The organism is Mucilaginibacter pineti (assembly GCF_900101875.1).
Taxonomy (GTDB): Bacteria; Bacteroidota; Bacteroidia; order Sphingobacteriales; family Sphingobacteriaceae; genus Mucilaginibacter; species Mucilaginibacter pineti.
Genome location: NZ_FNAI01000019.1, coordinates 1 through 22,733, shown reverse-complemented (window position 1 = coordinate 22,733; position 22,733 = coordinate 1). Strand labels below are relative to the sequence as shown.

General features: G+C 46.4%; 23 protein-coding genes. 19 read left to right on the top strand and 4 right to left on the bottom strand.

Features of this window, described 5'->3' with window-relative positions:
- The 13 genes from BLS59_RS27490 to BLS59_RS27430 all read left to right on the top strand — a co-directional run bounded on the left by BLS59_RS27490 (nt 1) and on the right by BLS59_RS27430 (nt 11,171).
- A complete protein-coding gene (locus tag BLS59_RS27490) occupies nt 1-1,290 on the top strand; it encodes a TolC family protein (RefSeq protein ID WP_091155831.1) in 1,290 nt (429 codons plus the stop codon).
- 60 nt (nt 1,291-1,350) lie between these two features.
- Nucleotides 1,351-1,947: a TetR/AcrR family transcriptional regulator gene (locus BLS59_RS27485; RefSeq protein ID WP_091155828.1), complete on the top strand. Its 597-nt coding sequence runs from the start codon at nt 1,351-1,353 to the stop codon at nt 1,945-1,947.
- 437 nt (nt 1,948-2,384) lie between these two features.
- Nucleotides 2,385-3,158 (top strand): MlaE family ABC transporter permease, encoded by a 774-nt coding sequence (locus tag BLS59_RS27480; protein WP_091155826.1) that lies wholly within the window; start codon nt 2,385-2,387, stop codon nt 3,156-3,158.
- A gap of 2 nt (nt 3,159-3,160) precedes the next feature.
- Nucleotides 3,161-3,937 (top strand): ABC transporter ATP-binding protein, encoded by a 777-nt coding sequence (locus BLS59_RS27475; protein ID WP_091155824.1) that lies wholly within the window; start codon nt 3,161-3,163, stop codon nt 3,935-3,937.
- A gap of 5 nt (nt 3,938-3,942) precedes the next feature.
- Nucleotides 3,943-4,923 carry an MlaD family protein gene (locus BLS59_RS27470; RefSeq protein ID WP_091155822.1) on the top strand — a complete coding sequence of 327 codons (981 nt, stop codon included), beginning with the start codon at nt 3,943-3,945 and terminating at the stop codon, nt 4,921-4,923.
- 65 nt (nt 4,924-4,988) lie between these two features.
- The gene (locus BLS59_RS27465) at nt 4,989-5,411 is read left to right on the top strand and encodes a MarR family winged helix-turn-helix transcriptional regulator (protein WP_091155821.1); all 423 of its coding nucleotides are present in this window, start codon (nt 4,989-4,991) and stop codon (nt 5,409-5,411) included.
- A gap of 19 nt (nt 5,412-5,430) precedes the next feature.
- On the top strand, nt 5,431-6,420 hold the full coding sequence (locus BLS59_RS27460; protein ID WP_091155819.1) for an NADP-dependent oxidoreductase: 990 nt from the start codon (nt 5,431-5,433) through the stop codon (nt 6,418-6,420).
- Nucleotides 6,421-6,466: 46 nt separating this feature from the next.
- A complete protein-coding gene (locus tag BLS59_RS27455) occupies nt 6,467-6,883 on the top strand; it encodes an organic hydroperoxide resistance protein (RefSeq protein WP_091155818.1) in 417 nt (138 codons plus the stop codon).
- 30 nt (nt 6,884-6,913) lie between these two features.
- Nucleotides 6,914-7,933, top strand: coding sequence for an aldo/keto reductase (locus BLS59_RS27450; protein WP_091155816.1), 1,020 nt, complete (start codon nt 6,914-6,916; stop codon nt 7,931-7,933).
- 46 nt (nt 7,934-7,979) lie between these two features.
- Nucleotides 7,980-8,735, top strand: coding sequence for a glucose 1-dehydrogenase (locus BLS59_RS27445; RefSeq protein ID WP_091155813.1), 756 nt, complete (start codon nt 7,980-7,982; stop codon nt 8,733-8,735).
- Between the two features lie 217 nt (nt 8,736-8,952).
- On the top strand, nt 8,953-9,258 hold the full coding sequence (locus BLS59_RS32105) for a VIT1/CCC1 transporter family protein (RefSeq protein WP_205411368.1): 306 nt from the start codon (nt 8,953-8,955) through the stop codon (nt 9,256-9,258).
- 25 nt (nt 9,259-9,283) lie between these two features.
- Nucleotides 9,284-10,159: an SDR family oxidoreductase gene (locus BLS59_RS27435; protein ID WP_091155809.1), complete on the top strand. Its 876-nt coding sequence runs from the start codon at nt 9,284-9,286 to the stop codon at nt 10,157-10,159.
- 1 nt (nt 10,160) lies between these two features.
- Complete coding sequence (locus BLS59_RS27430; protein ID WP_091155807.1) at nt 10,161-11,171, top strand: LLM class flavin-dependent oxidoreductase; 1,011 nt, start codon at nt 10,161-10,163, stop codon at nt 11,169-11,171.
- A 204-nt stretch (nt 11,172-11,375) separates the two neighbouring features.
- Here BLS59_RS27430 and BLS59_RS27425 read toward each other — a convergent pair whose 3' ends face one another.
- Nucleotides 11,376-11,735 (bottom strand): response regulator, encoded by a 360-nt coding sequence (locus BLS59_RS27425; RefSeq protein ID WP_091155805.1) that lies wholly within the window; start codon nt 11,733-11,735, stop codon nt 11,376-11,378.
- Between the two features lie 156 nt (nt 11,736-11,891).
- Between BLS59_RS27425 and BLS59_RS27420 the strand changes: the two genes are divergently transcribed.
- The 4 genes from BLS59_RS27420 to BLS59_RS27405 all read left to right on the top strand — a co-directional run bounded on the left by BLS59_RS27420 (nt 11,892) and on the right by BLS59_RS27405 (nt 16,945).
- Nucleotides 11,892-13,352 (top strand): sensor histidine kinase, encoded by a 1,461-nt coding sequence (locus BLS59_RS27420; RefSeq protein ID WP_091155803.1) that lies wholly within the window; start codon nt 11,892-11,894, stop codon nt 13,350-13,352.
- 250 nt (nt 13,353-13,602) lie between these two features.
- On the top strand, nt 13,603-15,186 hold the full coding sequence (locus BLS59_RS27415) for a DHA2 family efflux MFS transporter permease subunit (protein ID WP_091155801.1): 1,584 nt from the start codon (nt 13,603-13,605) through the stop codon (nt 15,184-15,186).
- Nucleotides 15,187-15,218: 32 nt separating this feature from the next.
- A complete protein-coding gene (locus BLS59_RS27410; protein WP_162842791.1) occupies nt 15,219-15,674 on the top strand; it encodes a MarR family winged helix-turn-helix transcriptional regulator in 456 nt (151 codons plus the stop codon).
- Nucleotides 15,675-15,712: 38 nt separating this feature from the next.
- Nucleotides 15,713-16,945, top strand: a complete 1,233-nt coding sequence (locus BLS59_RS27405) for a cation:proton antiporter (protein ID WP_091155798.1) — start codon at nt 15,713-15,715, stop codon at nt 16,943-16,945.
- Nucleotides 16,946-16,985: 40 nt separating this feature from the next.
- On the opposite strand, the gene BLS59_RS27400 is transcribed toward BLS59_RS27405, so the two are convergent.
- Complete coding sequence (locus BLS59_RS27400; RefSeq protein WP_240315358.1) at nt 16,986-17,807, bottom strand: SDR family oxidoreductase; 822 nt, start codon at nt 17,805-17,807, stop codon at nt 16,986-16,988.
- A 138-nt stretch (nt 17,808-17,945) separates the two neighbouring features.
- Between BLS59_RS27400 and BLS59_RS27395 the strand changes: the two genes are divergently transcribed.
- Together BLS59_RS27395 and BLS59_RS27390 are read left to right on the top strand one after the other, a co-directional pair.
- Nucleotides 17,946-19,883, top strand: coding sequence for a heavy metal translocating P-type ATPase (locus BLS59_RS27395; RefSeq protein ID WP_091155793.1), 1,938 nt, complete (start codon nt 17,946-17,948; stop codon nt 19,881-19,883).
- Nucleotides 19,884-20,325: 442 nt separating this feature from the next.
- A complete protein-coding gene (locus tag BLS59_RS27390) occupies nt 20,326-21,306 on the top strand; it encodes a transposase (RefSeq protein WP_091155791.1) in 981 nt (326 codons plus the stop codon).
- A 17-nt stretch (nt 21,307-21,323) separates the two neighbouring features.
- Here BLS59_RS27390 and BLS59_RS27385 read toward each other — a convergent pair whose 3' ends face one another.
- Entirely contained in the window at nt 21,324-21,917 is a 594-nt protein-coding gene (locus tag BLS59_RS27385) for a DUF6624 domain-containing protein (protein ID WP_143014264.1), read from the bottom strand.
- 487 nt (nt 21,918-22,404) lie between these two features.
- Nucleotides 22,405-22,733: response regulator transcription factor (locus BLS59_RS27380; protein WP_143014263.1), on the bottom strand; the 329-nt coding region annotated here is incomplete at its 5' end.

Here is a 22,733-nt window from a genome sequence, read left to right as displayed (position 1 = left end):
ATGAGATCAATTTTCATCCTGATATGCAGTATGCTTTGCTTAACAGCTGTTGCGCAAGAGCACAGCATCACCATCGCGCAAAGCAAAAAGGCTGCTTTGGCCTATAGTTATAGCATTAAGAACAGTGACTTAAAGATCAGTTCAGCCAAAGCTGATGTCGCTGCTGCCAAATCCGATTACCTGCCTTCTGTAGCCGTTAACGGCGCCGGGTTATACGGCTTCAAGGACTTCATCGGTGCCTATCCGCCCTTACTGGAAAAAGGCATTAACAATTTTTACCTGCTGAGCGCCACCGGTACCGAGGCTATTTACGCCGGCGGAAAGATCCGTACAGGGAACCAACTGGCTTCGTTGCAGTTACAGGTTAATAAAGTACTGGCCAGGCAGTCTGTTGATTCTGTCCTGTTGTCCACCGAGCAAAAATACTGGAATATCGTAAACCTGCAGGAACAAAATAAAACACTGGCATCGAACGAGGTTTTTTTGAAAGGCCTGCTGAAACAGCAGCAGGATATGCTGGCCTCCGGCCTGATCGCACGGAACGATCTGCTGAAAGTCAAGGTCCAATTAAGTCACTTATTACTCAACAAAAGTAAACTGGCGAACGGGCGCAGGCTGGCGGTGCTGGATTTTTGCCTCTACACCGGCATGCATTATGATTCCTTACTGGTCATGCAAGATACGCTTGATCTCCGCCGGTCTCCCGTTCTGGTGGACGTGAGCCCCGATACCTCCCTTAACCAGAACAACAATTACCAGTTGCTGGCAAAAAATGTGGACGCTGAAAAGCTGCAGACCAGGCTGACCAAAGGCGACTATTTACCAAGCCTGTCGGCCGGTGTCAGTGCGACGCAGGCCGGAGTAATAAACGGGGGCATCGGCAGCTCATTTATGCCTGTTGCACTCGCAACGGTTAAGATACCGGTTTCGGACGGTTTGTGGGGACGGGGAAGACAGAAGTTAAAGCAGCGGGCGATCAGCGAGGAAATAGCGCAAAATAACCTGGCCGATGGACGCAACCAGTTGAAGGTTGGCGTCATGAAGAACTGGTATGACCTGAAGGACGGCCTTACGGAGATCTCCTATGCTCGTGTAAACCTGGAGCAAGCCACAGAAAATTTAAAGGTCAACCAGGACAATTATAAGGCCGGGCTCGCCGCGATCAGTGATGTGCTGGATGCCCAAGCAGCCTACCAGCAGGCTACCGGTGACCTGATCAACGCCTATGCTAGTTATCAGTCTAAAAAAGCAGCTTATTTATATATCACCGGTAAGATCAACGAGGAATAGTCCGTGTTACAGATGCAAAATATTCCTATTATTGTTCAACATATTCCCTGTTATTAGCTCATGAAAGTTCCTTTTGATTATGACCTGGTGAAAAACGATATCATCAAAGCCTCCAGCGGGGTGTTTATGAAATATGGCTTTACCAAAGTCTCCATGCAGGATATTTCAAAAGCAAGCGGCAAAGGGCGCAGTACCCTGTATTATTACTTCAAAAGTAAAGCAGAGCTGCTGGACGCCCTGGCCTTCGAGGTGATCAGCGAGATGGTAAACAAGTCCGGGCAAACGTTCAGCCCGACCGTAGGTTTTGTCGAAAATATTGAAAGCTATTACAAGGCCAAGCTCAAGATCTTAAAAAAGTTACTGAAACAGTACAGCCTGCTGATGGAAGATTTAAAGGAAGATGCTACATTAGCTATTATCAAAAAAAGCAAATTATGCTTTAACGAAGAAGCGGAGATCATTAGCAGGATCATTCAGTCTGCGGCTGACCGAAACGAGATCAGCTCCTTAACAAGGGCAGATTTGAAATTCCTATCGCAAACGCTGGTCACTGCATTCAGAAGCTTCGAGCTTGAAATGTTCCTGTACGGCGGAATGGAAAACTTTGAAAGTAAGTTGAACTGGCTGGCGCAGATCCTTTATAAGGGGCTCAAATGATCTTTCTGAACTGACCCGGCATCTCTGCTCCAATCAAAAGCAACCGGATGCTTTAACCGCAAAAGGGATAGCCGTTTCCAAAAAGCATCTGATCCAGCCAGCAATCACCCAGGCATGTGCCATCAAAAGAGGTGAATTCAGTTAAATTCAGAACTCGTTGCCAGGGGGCGACCAGGCGAAACCTATACACTTTCTGTATTATGTAAAAATAACAAATTACAGGCGAAAACGTCTGAATCTTGTAAAAAAATAGCCTCGATCATATAGGCAACCGACATTATATGTATTTTTGTCCAACAGAGATCAATGCAAAACTGGTTCCTTTTTTCAGTATTGAAAGAAGAGTCGGCGAGCTGAATGCACAATCTTAGCGATGGCTATTGTGTAATGATCTGTTTTTTATTGACTGTTTAATTCGACATTCACACCTGTATATAGTGACTACCTTAACGGCAAGAATCCGCGCTTTTTTTGATGAAACCGGCAACCTTTCCAGGTTTGCCGGTCATTTTTTTTCGCTGGGCATCAAGCCCAGGTATGAATTCAGGGAACTTTTAGCCCAATGCTATCAGATTGGCTATAAGTCGTTCCCCCTGGTGGGATTGACCGGCTTTATTATGGGACTGGTATTAACCATGCAGTTAAGGCCTTCATTGGTAAGCTACGGCGTAGAATCGCAACTGCCGGTTATGGTCGGGATCGCTATTGTACGTGAGATCGGACCGGTAATTACGGCACTGATATTTGCCGGAAAAATTGCCAGCAGTATCGGCGCAGAACTTGGTTCAATGAAAGTGACCGAGCAGATCGATGCGATGGATGTCAGCGGAACGAACCCATTTAAATACCTGGTAGCGACCAGGGTGCTTGCTTGCACCCTTATGTTGCCGATGCTGACCCTGCTGGGGGATGCCATTTCCTTATTTGGCGCTTATATTGGCGTTAACATCCGGTCGGTAACCAGCTTCAACCTGTTCTTTACACAGATCTACCAAAGCCTCAGTTTCGGAGATGTACTGCCGGCATTCATCAAAACCTTCTTTTTCGGGTTTGCAGTCGGTATCGTAGGCTGCTATAAAGGATTCAATTCCAGCAAGGGAACACGGGGCGTGGGCATCTCCGCGAATTCTGCGGTGGTATTGTCCTCGGTTTTGATCTTTGTCATTGATCTGCTGGTCGTGCAGTTGACCGATGTTTTAGGACTTAATTAAAAATGGACCAAGCCATGAAAATTCCGACCGGCAAGACCGGTACTCCGATGGGTGAACCTGCAATCGTGATCGAGCACCTGTATAAGCAATTTGGAAATAATATCGTGCTGAACGATTTTAACCTGACGCTGCAGAAGGAAGAGAATATGGTCGTACTGGGAAAATCAGGCGCGGGCAAGTCGGTACTGATCAAATGCATCATCGGCCTGTTAAGGCCTGATAAAGGAAAAATCATCGTGGGTGCCGACGATGTCACTAAATTAACGCATGAGGAACTCGATCGTGTAAGAAGCAAAATGGGTTTCCTATTCCAGGGAAATGCTTTATATGATTCCATGACGGTCAGGGAAAATCTGGAGTTCCCTTTACGAAGACACTGGATAGATGTTACACAAAAGCAGGTCGATGATATGGTAGCCGAGGTGCTGGAAAACGTGGGCCTGGCGCAAACGGCAGACCTGATGCCGGCAGAGTTATCCGGGGGCATGCAGAAACGCATTGCCCTGGCACGAACCATGATCCTCAAGCCGGAGATCATCCTGTATGATGAACCTACTACCGGTCTTGATCCCGTTACTGCCCGGGAGATTGACAAGCTCATCCTCAGCCTGCAGGAAAAATACCATACCTCTTCGATCATTATTTCACATGATATGAATTGCGTCAAGACGACTGCTGACCGGGTGATCTTGTTGCTGGACGGTAAATGCTACGCGGAAGGGACTTACCAGGAACTAGAACAATCAGCAGATGAAAATATTAAACAATTTTTCGAATAGTCAACATGGCAAACCAGGGAGAAAATAACACCAAGCTCGGCATATTCGTGATGGCCGGCCTTTTCGTACTGATATTAACATTCTTTATGATCGGTAAAAACAAAAGCCTTTTCGGCGGCGACTTTGTATTGAAAGCGCGTTTTTCCAATTTAAATGGGCTGATGGAGGGGAACAATGTGCTTTACGCAGGCATCCAGGCCGGTACCGTCAAAAATATTGCATTGATCAATGATACGACTATCGAGGTTACCTTAGCGATCAACAGTAAGGTAAAAGCATATATCCATAAAAATGCGTTAGTAGCGATCGGTACCGAAGGCCTGATGGGTAATAAAGTGGTCAATATCATCCAGGTGAAAGGTACTGCCGTTAACGTAGCGAACGGAGATCTGCTGAGTCCGCAGAAAACCGTTAGTACCGAGGAAATGTTGCAAACGCTTTCCAAAACAAATAACAATCTGGCGGTGATATCTGAAGGTTTAAAAGGCACGATCACACGTATCAACAGCAGCACACTCATGGAAGTTATCGATAATAAGGAAATGGGAGAAAACTTAAAAGCTTCGTTACGAAATATTAATAAAGCAACGGAGGATGCCAGCCATATTACTTACGGCCTGAACACCCTCGTTACCGGGATAAAACAGGGAAAAGGCTCACTTGGCCTTTTACTGACGGATACTGCTTTTGCAGGTAATTTACGGCAGGCCGGCATGAAGATCAGGTCCGCAAGCGAACAGACCAGTGCGCTGACCAAGCAGCTTAACGAGGTGGTCGATGGCGTACACCAGGACCTCGCTTATGGAAAAGGCCCCTTACAGGTCTTGCTGCGGGATTCTGCGGCAGGCAGCAACCTAAACAAAACGATAGAAAACCTGCAGAAAGGGACCGACGGGTTCAATCAGAACATGGAAGCCTTGAAACACAATTTTCTGTTCAAGGGCTATTTCAAAAAAGCCGACAAAAAGAAGGCGCAGCTTCATTAATAATGACAATCCAAGTATTTTAAATCGATAATTTAGATTAGTTTTGCACAATTAAATTTGCCAAAATGAAAATGCCGGTTCTCAGCGATCAGCTCTGCTTTAAATTGTATGCCTTATCCCGGCAGATCACCAGTTTATATCGTCCCTTGCTGGAGGAACTCGATATGACCTATCCCCAATATTTGGTTATGCTGGTCTTATGGGAGCAGCAGCAACTTTCGGTTAAAGAATTGGGTACCCTTTTATATTTAGATAGCGGCACGCTCACACCCTTGTTAAAGCGGCTGGAGAAAAAAGAATTGCTGACCCGACGGCGGGATCCTGCAGATGAACGGAGCGTGATCGTACAATTGACAAAGACAGGCGGATCCTTACAGCATCAGGCGGAATGTATTCCTGAAGAATTGAACAAAACGCTCAAGCTGAAAGAAGCAGAATATATATCTGTCCGGTCTATGCTGGATAATTTGTTACGGGAAATCGCTTAACAAGTAATTAATCAATGATATGGAAGTAAGACAGATCGTCCTGGCGAAACGCCCGGAAGGAGTACCGAAGGAAGGTGATTTCAGGCTGGAAGAAACAGTGCTACGCCCGTTGCAGCCGGGAGAAGTAGTTTTAGAACCGTTGTTCTTTTCGGTAGACCCCTACATGCGCGGACGCATGAACGAATCACCGTCCGGAGCTTTTGCCATCGGAAAGGCTATTTCAGGGGCAGCTGTGGCCCGGGTAGCCGAGAGTACTGATGAAACACTGCCGGTTGGCACCATCGTATCCGGGCACTTGCCCTGGGCAACGCGGGTCATTTCCAATACCCGGCAATTACAGCAGATAGATACCGGCGGGATTCCCGCCAGCGCCTATTTAGGCTTGCTGGGCGTGCCCGGTTTAACCGGGTACTTTGGTTTGTTACACGTCGGAAAGATCAAGGCCGGCGAAACGGTAGTCATATCAGGCGCTGCGGGCGCTATAGGAACTATTATCGGGCAGATTGCCAAGTTAAAAGGCTGCCGCGTGATCGGGCTAGCCGGCTCGGCCGATAAAGTGCGGTTGCTGAAAGCGGAACTGGGCTATGATGAAGTGATCAATTACAAAACAGACAATATTCCCGAGGCCTTGAAAACTGCCTGCCCAAAGGGCATTGATGTTTATTTCGATAATACAGGAGGTGAAATCTCGGATAGGGTCATCCAGCAATTAAACATGTTCGGCCGTGCGGTGATCTGCGGGCAGATAGCAACCTATAACGGCGGTCATGGAAAAGATGCGCTGGATCTGTTGCCGTTCATACTGAATCGCAGCATTACTGTGCAGGGTTATCATGTGCCGACTTACCAGGAACGATTCCCGGATGCTATCGAGGAACTTTCAGGTTGGTACAAAAAAGGAATAATAAAAAACCAGGAAACGGTACTGGAAGGTTTTGAGCAATTACCGGCTGCTTTTATAGGGCTATTCTCCGGTAAAAACACCGGCAAAATGCTGGTTAGGGTATAAAAGTAATAGTAAAGAATATCAATTCAAAATTATAATAACCAACGAAATGGAAATAATGTATACGGCGAAAGCCACCGCTACCGGCGGACGAAACGGACATGTCAAATCGGATAATGGCGTATTGGATATCGAAGTACGTACCCCCGAATCGCTGGGCGGCCCTAAAGGCGATTACCTGAACCCGGAGATCTTATTTGCAGGCGGTTATGCGGCCTGTTTTGATAACGCGCTGCTGAACATTATCCGCGCTGAAAAGATCAAAGCGGGCCAGACCTCGGTTACCGCAGAAGTTAGCCTGGGTAAAAAGGAAGACGGCAGTTACAACCTGGAGATCACACTGGAAGTAGAAGTACCCGGCGTGGAACGTGCCGTAGCCGAAGAACTGGTCAATAAAGCGCATCATGGTTGCCCGTATTCTAATGCGACACGCGGCAATGTGGATGTCAAACTGGTGGTTAAATAACATAGGCCAATCGCTTTAAAATCTACTGAAATGAAATATAATTTATTGGGAAATACCGGGCTTAAAGTCTCAGAACTTTGTCTGGGCACGATGACCTTCGGCGGCAAAGGAAGGTTTGCCGCCATAGGCAACCTGGGCCAGGAGCCTGTCGATGCACTGATGAAACGGGCAATTGACGGGGGCATTAACTTTATCGATACTGCCAACGTTTATTCGGAAGGGATGAGCGAAGAACTAACCGGTCAGTCGATCCGAAATCTTGGTCTGAATAGAGATGACCTCGTATTGGCAACCAAAGTAAGAGGTAAAATGGGCGACGGTCCTAACGATAGCGGCCTGACCCGTAAACATATCTTCCAGCAGGCCGAGGCCAGTTTGAAACGGCTCCAAACGGACTATATCGACCTTTACCAGATACACAGTTATGATCCCCTTACGCCCTTTGAAGAAACGATCGGCGCACTGGACGATTTGGTAAAAAGTGGTAAGGTACGCTATATCGGCGCCAGCAACCTGGCAGCCTGGCAATTGATGAAATCATTGGATTACAGCTTTTATAACAAGGTTTCCAGGTTCGTATCCCTCCAGGCCTATTATACCATTGCCGGACGTGACCTGGAACGCGAACTGATCCCATTGCTTAACGATCAAAAGATCGGGCTGATGGTTTGGTCGCCACTAGCAGGCGGTTTGCTGAGCGGGAAATATAGCCGCGATGAACAAAATAAAGAGAACGGACGGCGTGCCAACTTTGATTTTCCGCCGGTGAACCGGGACCGGGCATTTGATCTAGTTGATCTTTTGCAGCCCATGGCTGCGGCTAAAGGTGCGACGGTAGCACAGCTGGCCTTAGCCTGGCTGTTGCATCAGCAAGCAGTAACAACCGTGATCATCGGCGCCAATAAGATGGAACAGCTGGAGGACAATCTGAAGTCGATAGACCTCAAATTTACACCGGAAGAATTACAGCAACTCGATGCCGCGAGTAAATTACCCGCCGAATACCCGAACTGGATGCTGGATTATACAGGCGGCGACAGGCAGATATAAATTATCGTTACCATAACACACTTGTAATTATTCTAAAGGAGAAACGATGGAAAGTTTAAAAGAAAAAGTAGTCATAATCACTGGCGCCGGTTCCGGCATCGGGCAGGCCGCTGCGGTGCAGTTCGCTGCCGCAGGCTCTAAAGTAGTCGTAGCAGATTTCAGTGAAAAAGGCGGTGCAGAGACGCTGCAGCTGATCAGTGATGCGGGTGGTGAAGCAGTATTTGTCAAAACGGACGTATCGGACAGCGCCAGCGTGCAGGCCATGGTTGCCAAAGCAGTGGAAACCTACGGAAGGCTGGATTGTGCCTTTAATAATGCGGGCGTTGGCGGTGTATCTGCACCTCTTCATGAATATGATGAAAAAGTTTATGATCATACCGTAGCGGTAGACCAGAAAGGCGTATTTCTGTGCATGAAGTATGAGCTGCAGCAGTTCTTAAAACAAGGCGGCAAGGGATCGATCGTTAATATGGCCTCTACTGCGGGTTTGGATGCGACACCCAACATGGTGGCTTACTCCGCCTCGAAGCATGCGGTGGTGGGTATGACCAAAACTGCGGCGATCGAGTACGCGGAAAAAGGGATCCGGGTGAATGCCATCTGCCCCGGCGCAATTGAAACGCCCGGACTGACGCAGGGCGAATTCGCCCAATTTTTAGATCAGTATCGTGCGAATCAACCCATGAAGCGCTTTGGGACACCCCAGGAAGTGGCCAATGCCGCTCTATGGCTTTGTTCCGATGCCGCATCCTTAATTACAGGCGTACCACTGCCAACGGATGGCGGTTTGACCGCTAAATAATCAGTAAACACAAAATTTGAGTATGCGACCAATAACGGAAGCGCAGCAGCAGGCGGAAAGCCGTTTTGTTATTCAAAAAGTTCAACCGGCTCTGCTTGGCCTGATGGACGGTTCCGTGTCTACTATGGCGCCTATCTTCGCCGCTGCGGGCTTGACCGGCAAACCGTTATCGGCCTTCTTTGTCGGTTTGGCTGCCTCTTTGGGCGCGGGCGTCAGTATGGGATTGGCGGAAGGATTGACCGATGACGGTTCGGTAACGGGAAGAGGCAGTCCCTGGAGCAGGGGTTCGATAACCGGGGCAGGTACAGCCATCGGGGGCATGCTCCATACCTTTCCTTTTTTGATCCCCAATTTAACCGTTGCCCTTCACACGGCTTATATCGTGGTTGGGCTCGAACTACTGGCCATCGCCTATATCAGGTACAGGTTCATGAAGACGCCGCTGATCAAAACGATCATCCAGGTGATCGTAGGCGGTGCGATCGTGCTGGCGATCGGCTTATACCTGGGAGACGCCGGCTAATACATTAAAAATAAAGAATCAAGCTATGGGAAATATATTAATTACCGGGGCCACCGGGCATCTGGGAAAAGCCGTGATCAATGAATTGATCAGCAGAGATCAAACAGCACAGCTCTCCGCTATGGTCAGGGATCTGTCGAAAGCCCATGAGCTGGATACAAAAGGCGTGCGACTGGTTCAGGGCGATTACAATGATCATGATTCACTCGTCGCCGCATTTCAGGGCGTCGACAAACTCTATTTTGTATCAGGCAGCGATGTGGCTCATCGCAGCAGGCAGCATGAAAATATTATTCAGGCGGCAAAAGCGGCGAAAGTCGGTCACGTGATTTACACCAGCTTCCAGCGCAAAACAGAAGACGGCTCTTCTCCTATCGCCTTTGTGGCGCAGGCACATTTACTGGCTGAAAAACTGATCAAAGCATCCGGCCTTACTTATACCATTTTAAAGCATGCCTTGTATGCCGATGTTTTACCGATGTTTATGGGTGACCAGGTACTGAACACCGGGACGATCTTCCTGCCGGCAGGAGAAGGCAAGTGCGCTTATACTTCGCGTTTAGATATGGCTGCTGCGGGTGCAGCGGTATTAACCGGTACCGGTCATGAAAATAAAACCTACGAGATCGCGGTAGCTGAAGCTTATTCGTTTTACGATATCGCTGCCTTGCTTACCGAACTATCGGGCAAACAGGTACATTATGCAGCGCCTGATGTGGAAACGTTCACCGGCACCTTAAAACAGGTCGGCGTACCGGATGAAGCGATAATGGGCGCGGCCACATTCTGCCAGGCTATTGCACAGGGCGAATTCGATTTCCCGGGGACCGAACTGGAGCAACTCATCGGCAGGAAGCCGGAAACCTTAAAGGAATTCCTGAAAAACGCGTATCAGTTATAATATGGAACTGGGTCTATATACTTTTGGCGACCTGGTGCGCCATCCTAAAACCGGGAAAAGTGTTTCTGCCACTGAGCGGATGCGCCAGATGCTGGAAATGGCGGTGATCGCAGATGAGGCAGGCTTGGATATCCTGGGTGTCGGCGAACATCACGGACTTAAATTCGTGAATTCGGCTACAGCTACCACGCTTTCAGCCATGGCCGCTATTACCAAACGGATCAGGCTGACCAGCGCGACCACCTTGCTCAGCACAGCTGATCCGGTACGTACCTTCCAGGAATTTGCAACCGCCGACCTGGTATCGGAGGGACGGATCGAACTGATATTCGGCAGAGGTGCTTTTACGGATAACTTTTCCTTATTCGGCTTTGACACTAAAGATTACGATGCCCTTTTTATGGAAAAGCTTAAACTGTTTGAGCAGCTCAATACCAGTGAGCAGGTAAGCTGGCAGGGCAGGTTCCGGGCGCCGCTTGACCATGCCGAGATCGCGCCAAGGCCGGCACAGCCAAAACTGCCCGTATGGATCGGCGCGGGTTCCCCGGCCAGTGTGGCACGGGCGGCTTCAATGGGATACCCGGTAGCGATTCCAGTATTGGGCGGATCGCTTCCCGGCTATGCGCAAACGGCAAATCTTTACCAGCAAACCTGGGAACAAAGCGGCTACGCAAGGCAAGACCTGCGCTTAGCTGTTTTTTCACATTTGCATGTTACGGGTACATCCCAGGAGACTGTTAACGATTTTTATCCCTACTATTCTGCTTACCTGGAGCCTTTGTATAAGCAAGCCATGCCCAAAGCGCATTATCATAGTATGCTTTCTCCGTACGGTTCGCTGATCGCGGGGAGCCCGCAGCAGGTTATTGATAAGCTGCTGTATCTGAAGGAAAACATGGGGCTTACCCGTTATGTCGGGCAGATCGATATCGGCGGGCAGGATTTTACTGACGTCATTAAAGGAGTAGAGCTATTTGCAGGCAAGGTAGTACCTGTGATCAGGAGCAATTGACGGCAAATTCGAGCGTAGAAAAGGAGATGAATGGCCGAGTAGTTATAATCAACCGGCCTGATATCAGGCGCTAATGGTCTAATATTGCATCTAAAGGGAGTTGAAAACTATCGGTTCATTGGAAATAGATAGATAATAAGGGCTTAAGGTAACTTGTGTTTTAAATTCAACATCTAAAAAAAATATTTGTCTTATAAGTAATACCTATAAATTTGCTTCCACTTTTTTTATTAAATCATCAATATCGAAGGGCTTAGCTATAAAATCATTTGGTGCGCCATCTTGCTTTAGGGATTGTGATAAATTATGTGAAGCCGATATCAGGATAACAGGCACATTCTCTGTTTCCAAGCTACTTTTTATATGACGGCAAATAACCCGGCCATCCATGTTGCCTAACATGACATCCATTAATATCAGGTCAGGGTGAAATTGCTGTATCACTTTAAAAACATCCTCACCGGTATTCAGTGTTTCCACTTCATACCCTTTATCCAATAAAATATACGATATGATTTCTAAAATGTCCTGATCATCATCCAAGACTAATATTTTCTGTTTCATAGCAAGTAAATCAAGACTTTAACAAAAGGCAGACCATATTTGATTGATGAAAAAATTGAAATTTAGCCGTGTTCAACTATTGGATCTTTTTAGTTGTTAAAATATTTTAGAGATTTGGGAGTTTAGTTTCGTTGACAACCTCGCTTAATATCACCTATGGACACTTTTAACCTATTAGAAGAAAAACAGGCTATTCTATCTGCGATCATTGCATCTACCGATGACACTATTGTCAGTAAGTCCCTTGAAGGAATAATTACCAGCTGGAATCCTGCTGCGGAAAACATGTTTGGTTACACCGCGGAGGAAGCTATCGGAAAACATATCTCCCTGATCATCCCTGATGACCGGTTAGAAGAAGAAAATTTCATTATCGGTCAGATCAAAAGCGGTAAAAAAGTCGACCATTTTGAAACGGTGCGACAAAGCAAAAGCGGCATTCTTATACCGATCTCTGTCACCGTTTCACCGATCATAGATAGCCGCGGCAATATCATCGGTGCTTCCAAAATCGCCAGGGATATATCAGAACAGAAAAGATCGGTAGAAAGAAAAGCTACACTCGCCGCTATTGTTAATACTTCCGATGATGCGATCATCAGCAAAACTTTGGATGGCATCATTACCAGCTGGAACAGATCCGCAACCAAAATTTTCGGCTACGATGAAGGTGAAGCAGTTGGTAAACATATTTCACTCATTATTCCCCCTGACCGTATACAGGAAGAAAGCTTTATAATCGGTGAAATTAAAAAGGGCAATAAGGTAGATCATTTTCAAACTTTCAGACGAACAAAAATCGGTGAACTGATCCCCATCTCATTATCCGTCTCCCCGATAGAAGATGATAACGGGAATATTATCGGCGCTTCAAAAATTGCCCGTGATATCAGCGGCGACCACGCTACGCAAAAGGAAAAGGCTGACCTCTATGAACAGTTGAAAGATCTTAACGCTAAAAAGGATGAATTTATAGCACTCGCAAGCCACGAGCTTAAAACACCTTTAACCAGTATACATGGTTACATGCAGATCCTTTCCCAACGCGTAACTGATGAAAAAAACAAAATGTTCGTTCAGAAGACAAAAAAACAGGTGGCTAAGTTAAGCGCTTTAGTGGCCGATCTGCTGGACGTGTCTAAAATTGAAGCTGGGAAACTGCAATTCTCGAATGAGGCATTAGCTATTCGAGAAGTAGTAGAGGATGCGATCGACCTAATTTCCCATTCGAATGAAGGCTATGAGATCAGTTTGCATACTGATTTAAACGAGCAGCTTATTTACGGGGATGCACATCGAATAGAACAAGTCATGATCAATTTGTTAACCAATGCTATAAGATATGCGCCTGGCCAGCATAAAATTGAGGTTTACTTAAGCAGAGAAAGTGATTTTATAAAAATCGGGGTCAAGGATCATGGCGTTGGAATAGCACCGGATAAGCTAAACGATATATTTTCGAGGTTCTACCGGGTTGATGACAAGAACCCGCAAATTTCCGGGCTGGGCATAGGACTTTACTTATGTTATGAGATCGTCATGCGGCATCAGGGCAAAATATGGGCTGAAAGCAAACTAAATCAAGGAAGTACTTTCTGGTTTACGTTGCCATGTTAAAGAGGGATAAGATCGGCATAAAAAGTTAACAGAAGCTTATTGTGGGGATCAAAACAACCAAACGTCCTCCAGTCAGAATTTAATAAAGCGCTGCATCGGATATACGCTCGCAGGGCTTGTGATCCGTATGCTTGAAACGAAAAGAATCGCTTTGGCCTGAACCACCCAAAAGCTACATTAGTTCAAACACGAAAAAATAGTTTGAATTTAAACTGTTGGAATTCTAACTTTGCATTATATTTAATATCTTATGCAACAGCAGAGCGAATCGTTAGTTGAACATGGACCGCGGCTGGTGATCATCACCGTTACCGCAGTATTTTGCGCGTTACTGGAGATCATAGACACTACGATCGTAAATGTTGCGCTAAACAATATGCGCGGTAGCTTAGGCGCTACTTTAAACGAGATCAGTTGGGTGATCACTGCCTATTCTTTGGCCAACGTGATCATTATACCCTTAACCAGTTGGCTATCCCAGCAATTTGGCCGGCGGAATTATTTTGCGGCATCCATTATAATTTTTACCATATGTTCCTTCCTATGCGGCAATGCGCATTCGATTACGGAGCTGATCATTTTTCGGTTCTTACAAGGAATGGGCGGCGGCGCCTTGCTGGTCACTTCGCAAACGATCATCACCGAGAGCTGGCCGCCAGAAAAACGTGCGATGGCCCAGGCCATCTATGTTTTAGGTATTATTGTCGGGCCAACCCTGGGCCCTCCGCTGGGCGGCTACATCGTAGATAACTTTTCCTGGCCGTTTATCTTCTTTATCAATATCCCGGTGGGTATCGTTGCCACGTTATTAACCTTGTCATATGTAAGAAGCCCGAAATATGAACAAAAGAGAACTGCCAGCGAGATCGACTGGGCCGGAATATTTTTGCTGACCGTCGGTATCTCCTCTTTACAGTATGTGCTGGAAAAAGGGCAGGAAGATGACTGGTTCAATAGCAAATTGATCATCACTTTATGCATTACCGCTTTCCTGGGCTTGTATTTATTTGTCTGGCGCCAGCTGGAAACCAGGTTCCCGGTGGTTAACCTGAGAGTGTTAAAAAACGGTAACTTACGGATGGGGGTTATGTTGTCTTTCATTATGGGTTTTGGCACGTTCGGATCCACCTTCGTGATCCCGCTATTTACCCAGTCACTTTTGGGCTGGACCGCCCAGCAGGCCGGTGTACTGCAATTACCCAGTACCTTGTTCGTAGCGGTGATGATGCCGGTAGTGGCTATGCTCATACAAAGAGGTGTTCAACAAAAATACCTGATCGCCCTGGGCATGTTCATCTTTTATATTTTTTGTATGATGTGTTACAAGATCATCGTGCCCGATACCAGCGCGGGAGATTTCTTTTGGCCATTGATCGTTAGGGGGCTGGGCATGGGCTTATTATCCGTGCCGGTAAGTACCATGTCCTTGTCTACACTTAAAGGACAGGAGATCGGTCAGGGCGCCGCTTTTACTGGCATGATGCGCCAATTGGGCGGCTCATTTGGGGTAGCGCTGATTTCCACTTTTTTGTCCAGGGAAACGAGCATTCATCGGGTGGACATGGTGAGCAAACTGAATGTCAATGATCTGAATGTACAAAACCGGGTTGCTCAACTGGCTGCCGGGATGCGGACGCATGGCCTGGACAGCTTAACGTCACGGAATACCGCTTATCAAATGCTGGACGGTTCGGTTACGGTGCAGGCTACGCTGCTTTCCTACATGGATGTTTTCATGATGGTCGGCATCCTGTTCGTAATATTTGTTCCGCTGGTATTGTTGTTTATTAAGAAATCCAGTTCCAAAGTAAGCCTGGCAGATGCCGCACATTAAATTTTCATTGATTATCCAGTAAATTTGTAATGATGAAACCTGATCCAAAAGCTGAGCTGATTGCCGAATTTTGCCAGTCTATATTCGAACTACGGTACAAGCTGCGCCGAATGTTCCAGTTGAAACTCAAAGAGGCCGGTATCAGTGTTAGCTTTGAAGTGTTGGAGATCCTGAAACTATTAGGTAACCAGGCTGGTTTAAACCAGCAGGAGTTATCGGATCTGTTATTTAAGGATAAATCCAGCATGACTTATCTGATCGACAACATGGTTAAGGCCGGCCTGGTTACCCGGAAGGAAGACGAAAATGACCGGCGCAATAAGCTGATCATACTAACACCGAAAGCTCAGCAGTTAAAAATACAGCTGGCGCCATTGGTCACAGATTGCTACTTAACTTTAGCCGCTGAGGTGACCGGCATAGAAATTAAAGCGGGCATCGCGATGCTGGCTAAAATGAATCACTCGTTAACGGAATTTATGATTTAACCGTTATCAATTCCTTTAGGATCAACACCGTTAAGTATATGAACCTGTTTGTTATTATTACTTTTTTGTTCGCGATTAGCACTTTGTTCAGCTACGTTAATGCGCGTTGGATCAAGCTTCCGGGCGTTATCGGCGTGATGGTGCTGGCGATAGTCACAGCCTTACTTACCTTAGTAGCGGGTAAAGCGTTGCCTGGCTTTAGCCGTTTTATACTTGATCTCTCCCGGTCGATTGATTTTTCAAAAACGCTGTTAGATGTTTTGCTTGGCTTTTTACTATTTGCCAGTGCCCTGCACTTCGACCTTAATAAACTGAAAGAAAATTTAAGAGGCGTGCTCATCATCAGCACGGTGGGTGTGTTGTTATCGACCTTGTTGTTTGGCGGTCTTTTATATTTCATAGTTGGACTGATTCATTTACCCATTCCTTTAATCTACTGTTTGTTGTTTGGCGCGTTAATTTCTCCCACAGATGCCGTGGCCGTGGCAGCGTTGTTAAAAAAGTCAAAGATGCCCGCACGGTTAGAAACGATCATATCCGGGGAATCACTCTTCAACGACGGTATCGGACTGGTGTTGTTCGTTACGTTCTTAGAACTTACGGAGACTCCAGGGAAAACGTTTTCGCTTTCTGTCGCTGCACAATTATTCGCGCAGGAAGTTTTTGGCGGAATCGTACTGGGAAGCGTCATGGGCTGGCTGGCTTACCGAATGATCCGCTCTGTTGATGATTTTCAGACGATCGTATTGATATCGATCACACTGGTGATGGGAATCTCCGTTGTAGCGGGATTGCTGCACGTATCCATTCCTTTAGCAGTTGTTGCTGCCGGATTGTTGATCGGCAGCCGCTGTTTCGGCAAAGACCCGGAGCATGACACTAAGGAATACCTGGAAAAAGTGTGGGGGCTCATGGATGAATTACTTAACACGATCTTGTTCGTATTGATCGGATTGCAAATGGTTTCGGTGTCCTTTAGCTGGAATTATTTGCTTGTAGGAGGGCTTGCCATTGTTATTTTATTAATCGCAAGAGGATTGAGCATCATCCTCCCTATCGTTTTTTTACGCCGGTCGCTTAAGCTGCAATATAGCAGCATTTTTATCCTGACCTGGGGTGGATTAAGGGGTGGCATATCGGTAGCCTTAGCGTTGTCGCTACCTGATTCACCCTACAGGGAAATTATACTGGCCGGCAGTTTTTTCATCGTGGTCTTCTCCATCGTCTTCCAGGGCTTAACGTTGAACAAGGTGGTCAATAAGCTAATTTAGCTTAGAAGTGCCTCCTATGGCGCTTAATAATAACTTAAGCCTAATAGGCCGTCCAGCCGCCATCGGCAACGATAACTGTTCCATTCACGAAGCTGGCATCCGTCGAGGCAAGAAATAAGGCAACTGTCGCGATCTCATCACTTTCACCGGTCCTGGGGTTAAGGCCGATGCCGGACATTGCTCTTTCCATACCCAGTTCGCTGGGAGCTTTGATGGTGTCAGAGATACTGGTATTGACCGCTCCCGGCGCTATCGCATTACAACGGATACCCATTTTTGCGTATTGGAAGCCCACGCTTTTGGTCAGTCCGATCAGGGCATGCTTAGAGGCCGTATAGCTGGCGCCGCCTCTTGACCCCTGCAAGCCGCCGATAGAAGCTACGTTAATGATCACACCCGAACCTTTTTCAACAAAGACCAGTAGTGCTTTTCGCATTGCCCGCATTGGGCCGGTAATATTTACCGCCAGGATCCGATCCCATAATTCGTCCGTGATCTCTCCCACCGGTACGAAGTCATCCATAATGCCCGCATTGTTGACCAGGATGTCCAGCGTACCGAATTTCTCGATCGCCGTGTCGATCAGGAGCCGAATGTCACTTTCCAGCGCTACGTTGGTCAGCACTGCAACGGCGGTTCCGCCGGCTGTCTGGATTTCGGTGGCAACCTGCCTGGCACCGGCTAAATTAATATCCGACACCACAACTTTAGCACCCTCCTGCGCATATAACAGGGCGATAGCTCTCCCCATTCCGGAAGCGGCCCCGGTAACGACAGCTACTTTATTTTCCAATTTATTCATTTTCTGTTCCGATATTTGACAAAGGTAGGCTAAAAAGAACTGGCGAACGATGACCGGCATCAGCAGTGTTAGTGACCAGGGTCACTACTGCGCCGCAGTAGATACCGTCCTTTATCCCTACCTTTAACGTTTGCGCTTATGCAAACGTTGACGGACAGCAACGCAGCTGCACTAATCATTAAATATTAATTAAGAACGATGAATACGGATAAAGTAATACCAGCTACCGATAATGAAGAGGAAGAAGAAACGTTAGATCTGACAAAAGAGCCTGAACAGGAAAGTTGGCTGAGCCATTGGCCGCTGCTCACCGCGTTGCTGATCCTGCTGGCCATGCTGATCCTCGAATTCGGGTTCCGTTATCAGCCCCCATTCCCGATTAACCTGGTCATTTTTACCATTGCTTTCCTGCTGGCCGGTTATAATGTATTAGGCATGGCCTGGCGTAAGGCCAAACGCTTCGACTTTTTCAACGAATTCTTTTTGATGAGCGTAGCGACCGTCGGTGCTTTCAGCATCGGTTCTTACAGCGAAGGGGTAGCGGTGATGGTCTTTTATTCCATTGGCGAGTGGTTCCAAGATGCGGCAGTAGACCGCGCCAAGCGCAGCATCAAAGCGCTGCTGGATATCCGGCCTGACCAGGTTACCGTGATCCGGGACGGACAGCCTTCGGTCATCGATCCCAAAGCCGTTCAGCTAGACGAGATCATACAGATTAAAGCGGGTGAAAAAGTCGCACTCGATGGCATCCTTCATTCGGAGTCGGCCACCTTCAACACCGCTGCCCTGACCGGTGAAAGCCGGCCGGATACCAAAAAGACAGGTGAAGCAGTTTTAGCAGGCATGATCAACCTGGATAAAGTATCCGAGGTCCAGGTCAAGTCCCTTTTTAAAGACAGTAAACTCAGCAAGATCCTGGAAATGGTGCAGGACGCCACCGCCCGTAAATCACAAACCCAGCTTTTTATCAGCCGGTTTGCCAGGGTATATACACCCATCGTTTTCGCACTGGCGCTGCTGGTATGCTTCGCGCCCTATTTCTTTACAGACGCCTATAACTTTCACCAGTGGTTTTACCGGGCGCTGGTGTTCCTGGTGATCAGTTGCCCCTGCGCCCTGGTGGTATCTATACCCTTAGGTTATTTCGGTGGTATCGGCCTGGCTTCGCGCAATGGTATCCTGTTCAAGGGTTCCAATTTCCTGGATGTAATGACCCGTATCGACACGGTAATCATGGATAAGACCGGGACGCTTACCAAAGGGGTATTCAAAGTCCAGGAAGTGGTCGCGGAAGGACTGGACAAGGAAGAACTGGTGCGCCTGGCAGCGGTGATCGAAAAGAATTCTACACACCCGATCGCCAAAGCGATCGTAGCCTATGCCGGTGACACGCCGGGCGGACTAAAAGCGGAAAACGTAGAAGAGATCTCCGGGCACGGTCTGAAAGGCTCGGTTGATGGCAAAAGTGTCTTAGCAGGCAATACCCGGCTGCTAAAGAAATTCAATATCCCATATCCTGCCCAGGTAGACACACTGGTCGATACAGTCGTCGTGATCGCTGTTAACGAAAAATATGCCGGTTACCTGACCATTGCGGATGAGATCAAGGAGGATGCCCGCCAGGCTATTGAACAACTGCATCGACTGAACATCGCCACGGTGATGCTGTCCGGGGATAAGCAAGCGGTGGTCGACCAGGTGGCCAAGGCATTAGGTATCGATGAAGCTTATGGCGACCTGCTTCCCGATGGCAAGGTGCAAAAGGTTCAGGCTTTTAAGGACGCAGGCAGGCGTATCGCCTTTGTGGGCGATGGGGTGAATGATGCCCCGGTTGTGGCGCTGGCCGATGCAGGGATCGCTATGGGCGGCCTGGGCAGCGATGCCACCATTGAGACCGCTGATATCGTGATCCAGAATGATCAGCCCGCTAAGATCACGGCAGCTATTGGGGTAGGTCAGCTCACCAAACGGATCGTCTGGCAGAACATTAGCCTGGCGATGATCGTCAAAGTCATCGTTTTGGTACTCGGCGCAGGCGGCGTGACTAACCTCTGGGAGGCGGTCATCGCCGATGTGGGAGTAGCCTTATTGGCCATTCTCAACGCGGTGCGGATCCAGCAGATGAAGCTGGACTGAGTCGACAATGCCATTAAGTTGAGGACCTGACGGCTTTACAGTCAAGAACCGGATCATATCCGGTTCTTTAATTTTACGGAAATCATAGCTGTATATGCCTGCAAACATTAAAATCATTAACGACCTAAAGAACTTTATTACACAGTCTGCTACTCAAATAGAACTAAAGGAATTATTCACACACTCAAAAACGGATTTCTCCCGCAATAGAAAGTTAGGGTTTGAGCGATTGGTTCTTTTATTAATTAATTTTCCGTAAGAGTTACAGTATTGAAATCGCTGAATTTTATAATTGGTTGGAAATAGATGAACTAATGGTAAGCAAATCAGCTTTTTGTCAGCAACGTATGAAAATCAAAGATTTATTCTTTGCTTGCCTCAATGAAGTTTTGGTACAAGGTTTCTATGAGCATTAGGACAGGATATTAAGCGTTGGAATGGAATGCGAGTTATTGCCGTAGATGGGTCAATAATAAATTTGATTCATTACGAGGAAGTCATAAATCACTTTGGCACTCAAAGCAATAAAAGAGAGAAAAAAATCCCAATGGGGCAGGCACTATCCGCTTATGATATATTAAATGAGATTACCATAAGAACAGAACTGTATCCTGTGAAAATATCTGAACAGAGAATGGCACAACATTGGGTGCAATATTATGAACCGAATATGTTGTTGATCTATGATCGTGGTTGTCCTGGCTTTATCAGTTTCTTCCTTCACCAAAATAAAGAACAGCCACAACCATTCATTATGCGTTGTCCGCTAAGGTTTACTTACGAGATAAGAGACTTTGTTATTAGTATTGATAACGACACAGTGGTTGCTTTTAGAGCGAATAAGTACTCATCAGATGAGTTATACAAGCATGGATTACTTGTTCCGACAGGTTCAACTATCAATGTTCGGTTAATTAAGGTCGTGCTTGACGATGGTACAATAGAAGTATTGGCAACTAATCTGTTTAACAAAGCAGAACACCCACAAGAAATCTTCAAAGAGTTGTATTTTTTGCGATGGGGCATTGAAACTAATTTTAGCTCGATCAAAAATCAATTACAATTGGAAGCGTTCAGCGGACAGCGCGTTACGACGATCATGCAAGATTTTTATATTACTTTCTTCCTGTCCAATTTGCAGGCGATCATCGCAAAACCATGTGAAAAAAAGATAGTCTTAATTACTTCAAAACGGCTACATCAATATAAAATCAATAAGAACATTGCCTTTGGAATAATGAAAAACAGGCTGATAGACTTGTTTATGAATCGATATCCTGAAAAGATAGTGCATCATCTGGAAGAATTATTTATTCATTATCTCGAACCAGTGAGGCCAAATCGAAAATATCCACATTGCAGAAAAACCTACAAATCGAGAAGTAAATACGAGACGCTAACTAATTATAAAAGAGCTATTTGAGTTGGCTTTAAAGTAGTTTAACGTCTGTCAAAAAGTTTCAGATAGTCATTTAATGGGGACAACCCAACTGTCTTTCGACGTAAATCAACGTTAAGTGAATCTTGAATTGGTAGTGGCTTTGCGTAGTGTGTTTTTAAATCTATACTGACTTGTGTCCCATACAATTGCTTATGTCCTTGACCAATCAATACTCGATCTTGTAAAAAGGCATAATTCTCTCCTGATGCATTGTGTCGTTTAACTTGCTTGCTCATCAGTACTAACGCTCTCTGTTGAAATGCTAAATCCTCGTCACAGTGCTGTATGATTGCCCAAAAACCCTTACTGCCATCTTCACCAACTAAGTCGTAACCTGGAAAGCCATGTTTGGAAATTATTTTTTTAGCTTCAATCATATTTAAACTATCCACTCTTCCCGTATTTTTGTTGATAGTTGCCTCATTATATAGGGATTTTTTGCCATTTATAAGGTTGCGAGATTCAATTCGCCATTTTTGATCCTCTTTAAACATCATCATGATGCTCTTTAGCAATACAGAATCGATTTTCGATTCACAAAAAGCAACAGGGGACAGCACGATAAAAAATAAAAAAACAGACAGTAGTTTCATAACTAATAATTTAGGTGAAGATAGATCTTTGCTCCCATTTTTCATAAAATTATTTTTTTGGGGCCTATAGGTTAAGAGGAAATTGATCAATATCCATTCCTCTTAACTTAATGGCATTGGACTGAGCCGAGGTTTTAAGCTTTTATTGCATCCCAGAAAAGACGAAAGCTGGTCTCCAGCAGTTCCTCGTTGAACTCATGGGTGCCGATCTTTACACCACCAGCTCATGACCGAAAGCGAGCAGCGGCATTAGAGAAAATGTATCGGAAGTCAATATCATCTCAAAGACCTCAACTATAAAGAGGCTAAATAAGAAACGTCAATAAGCTTTTCAGTTGATTTATTTGGTAAAAAGGGACATCTGGATACTTTTATCAATGGCCAGACGAAGAGGCCGTCTTAGTATCAGTTATCTTGTGATCGACTTCTAGCGAAAGTACGATTCCTGCAGCACCTGCAGTGATGTTTATGCCGTCATGACCAGCAATTACCCGCAAATATCCTTCACTAGAATTAATAATTCAGCCATCCCAAATGGTTTTTGCAGGCTTGCCGTAACTTCAGCTAGCTCCGCATATCTGTCCAGCATGGGACTGCCCGATATCAATATCTGCGGGATAGATTGGGTGCCTGGATGAGTATGCAACATGATACAAATAATATGTCCGCTAACGGATGGCAGGCGTTCATCAATGATGAATAGATCCGCTTGTATCGCGGCTAATTCTTCGATGCTGGTCAATGCCGGGTAACTCGTGACCCGGTAACCGCTACCAAGCAGGAATTGGGCAATCAGGCTTTGGAGTGTTTCATTAT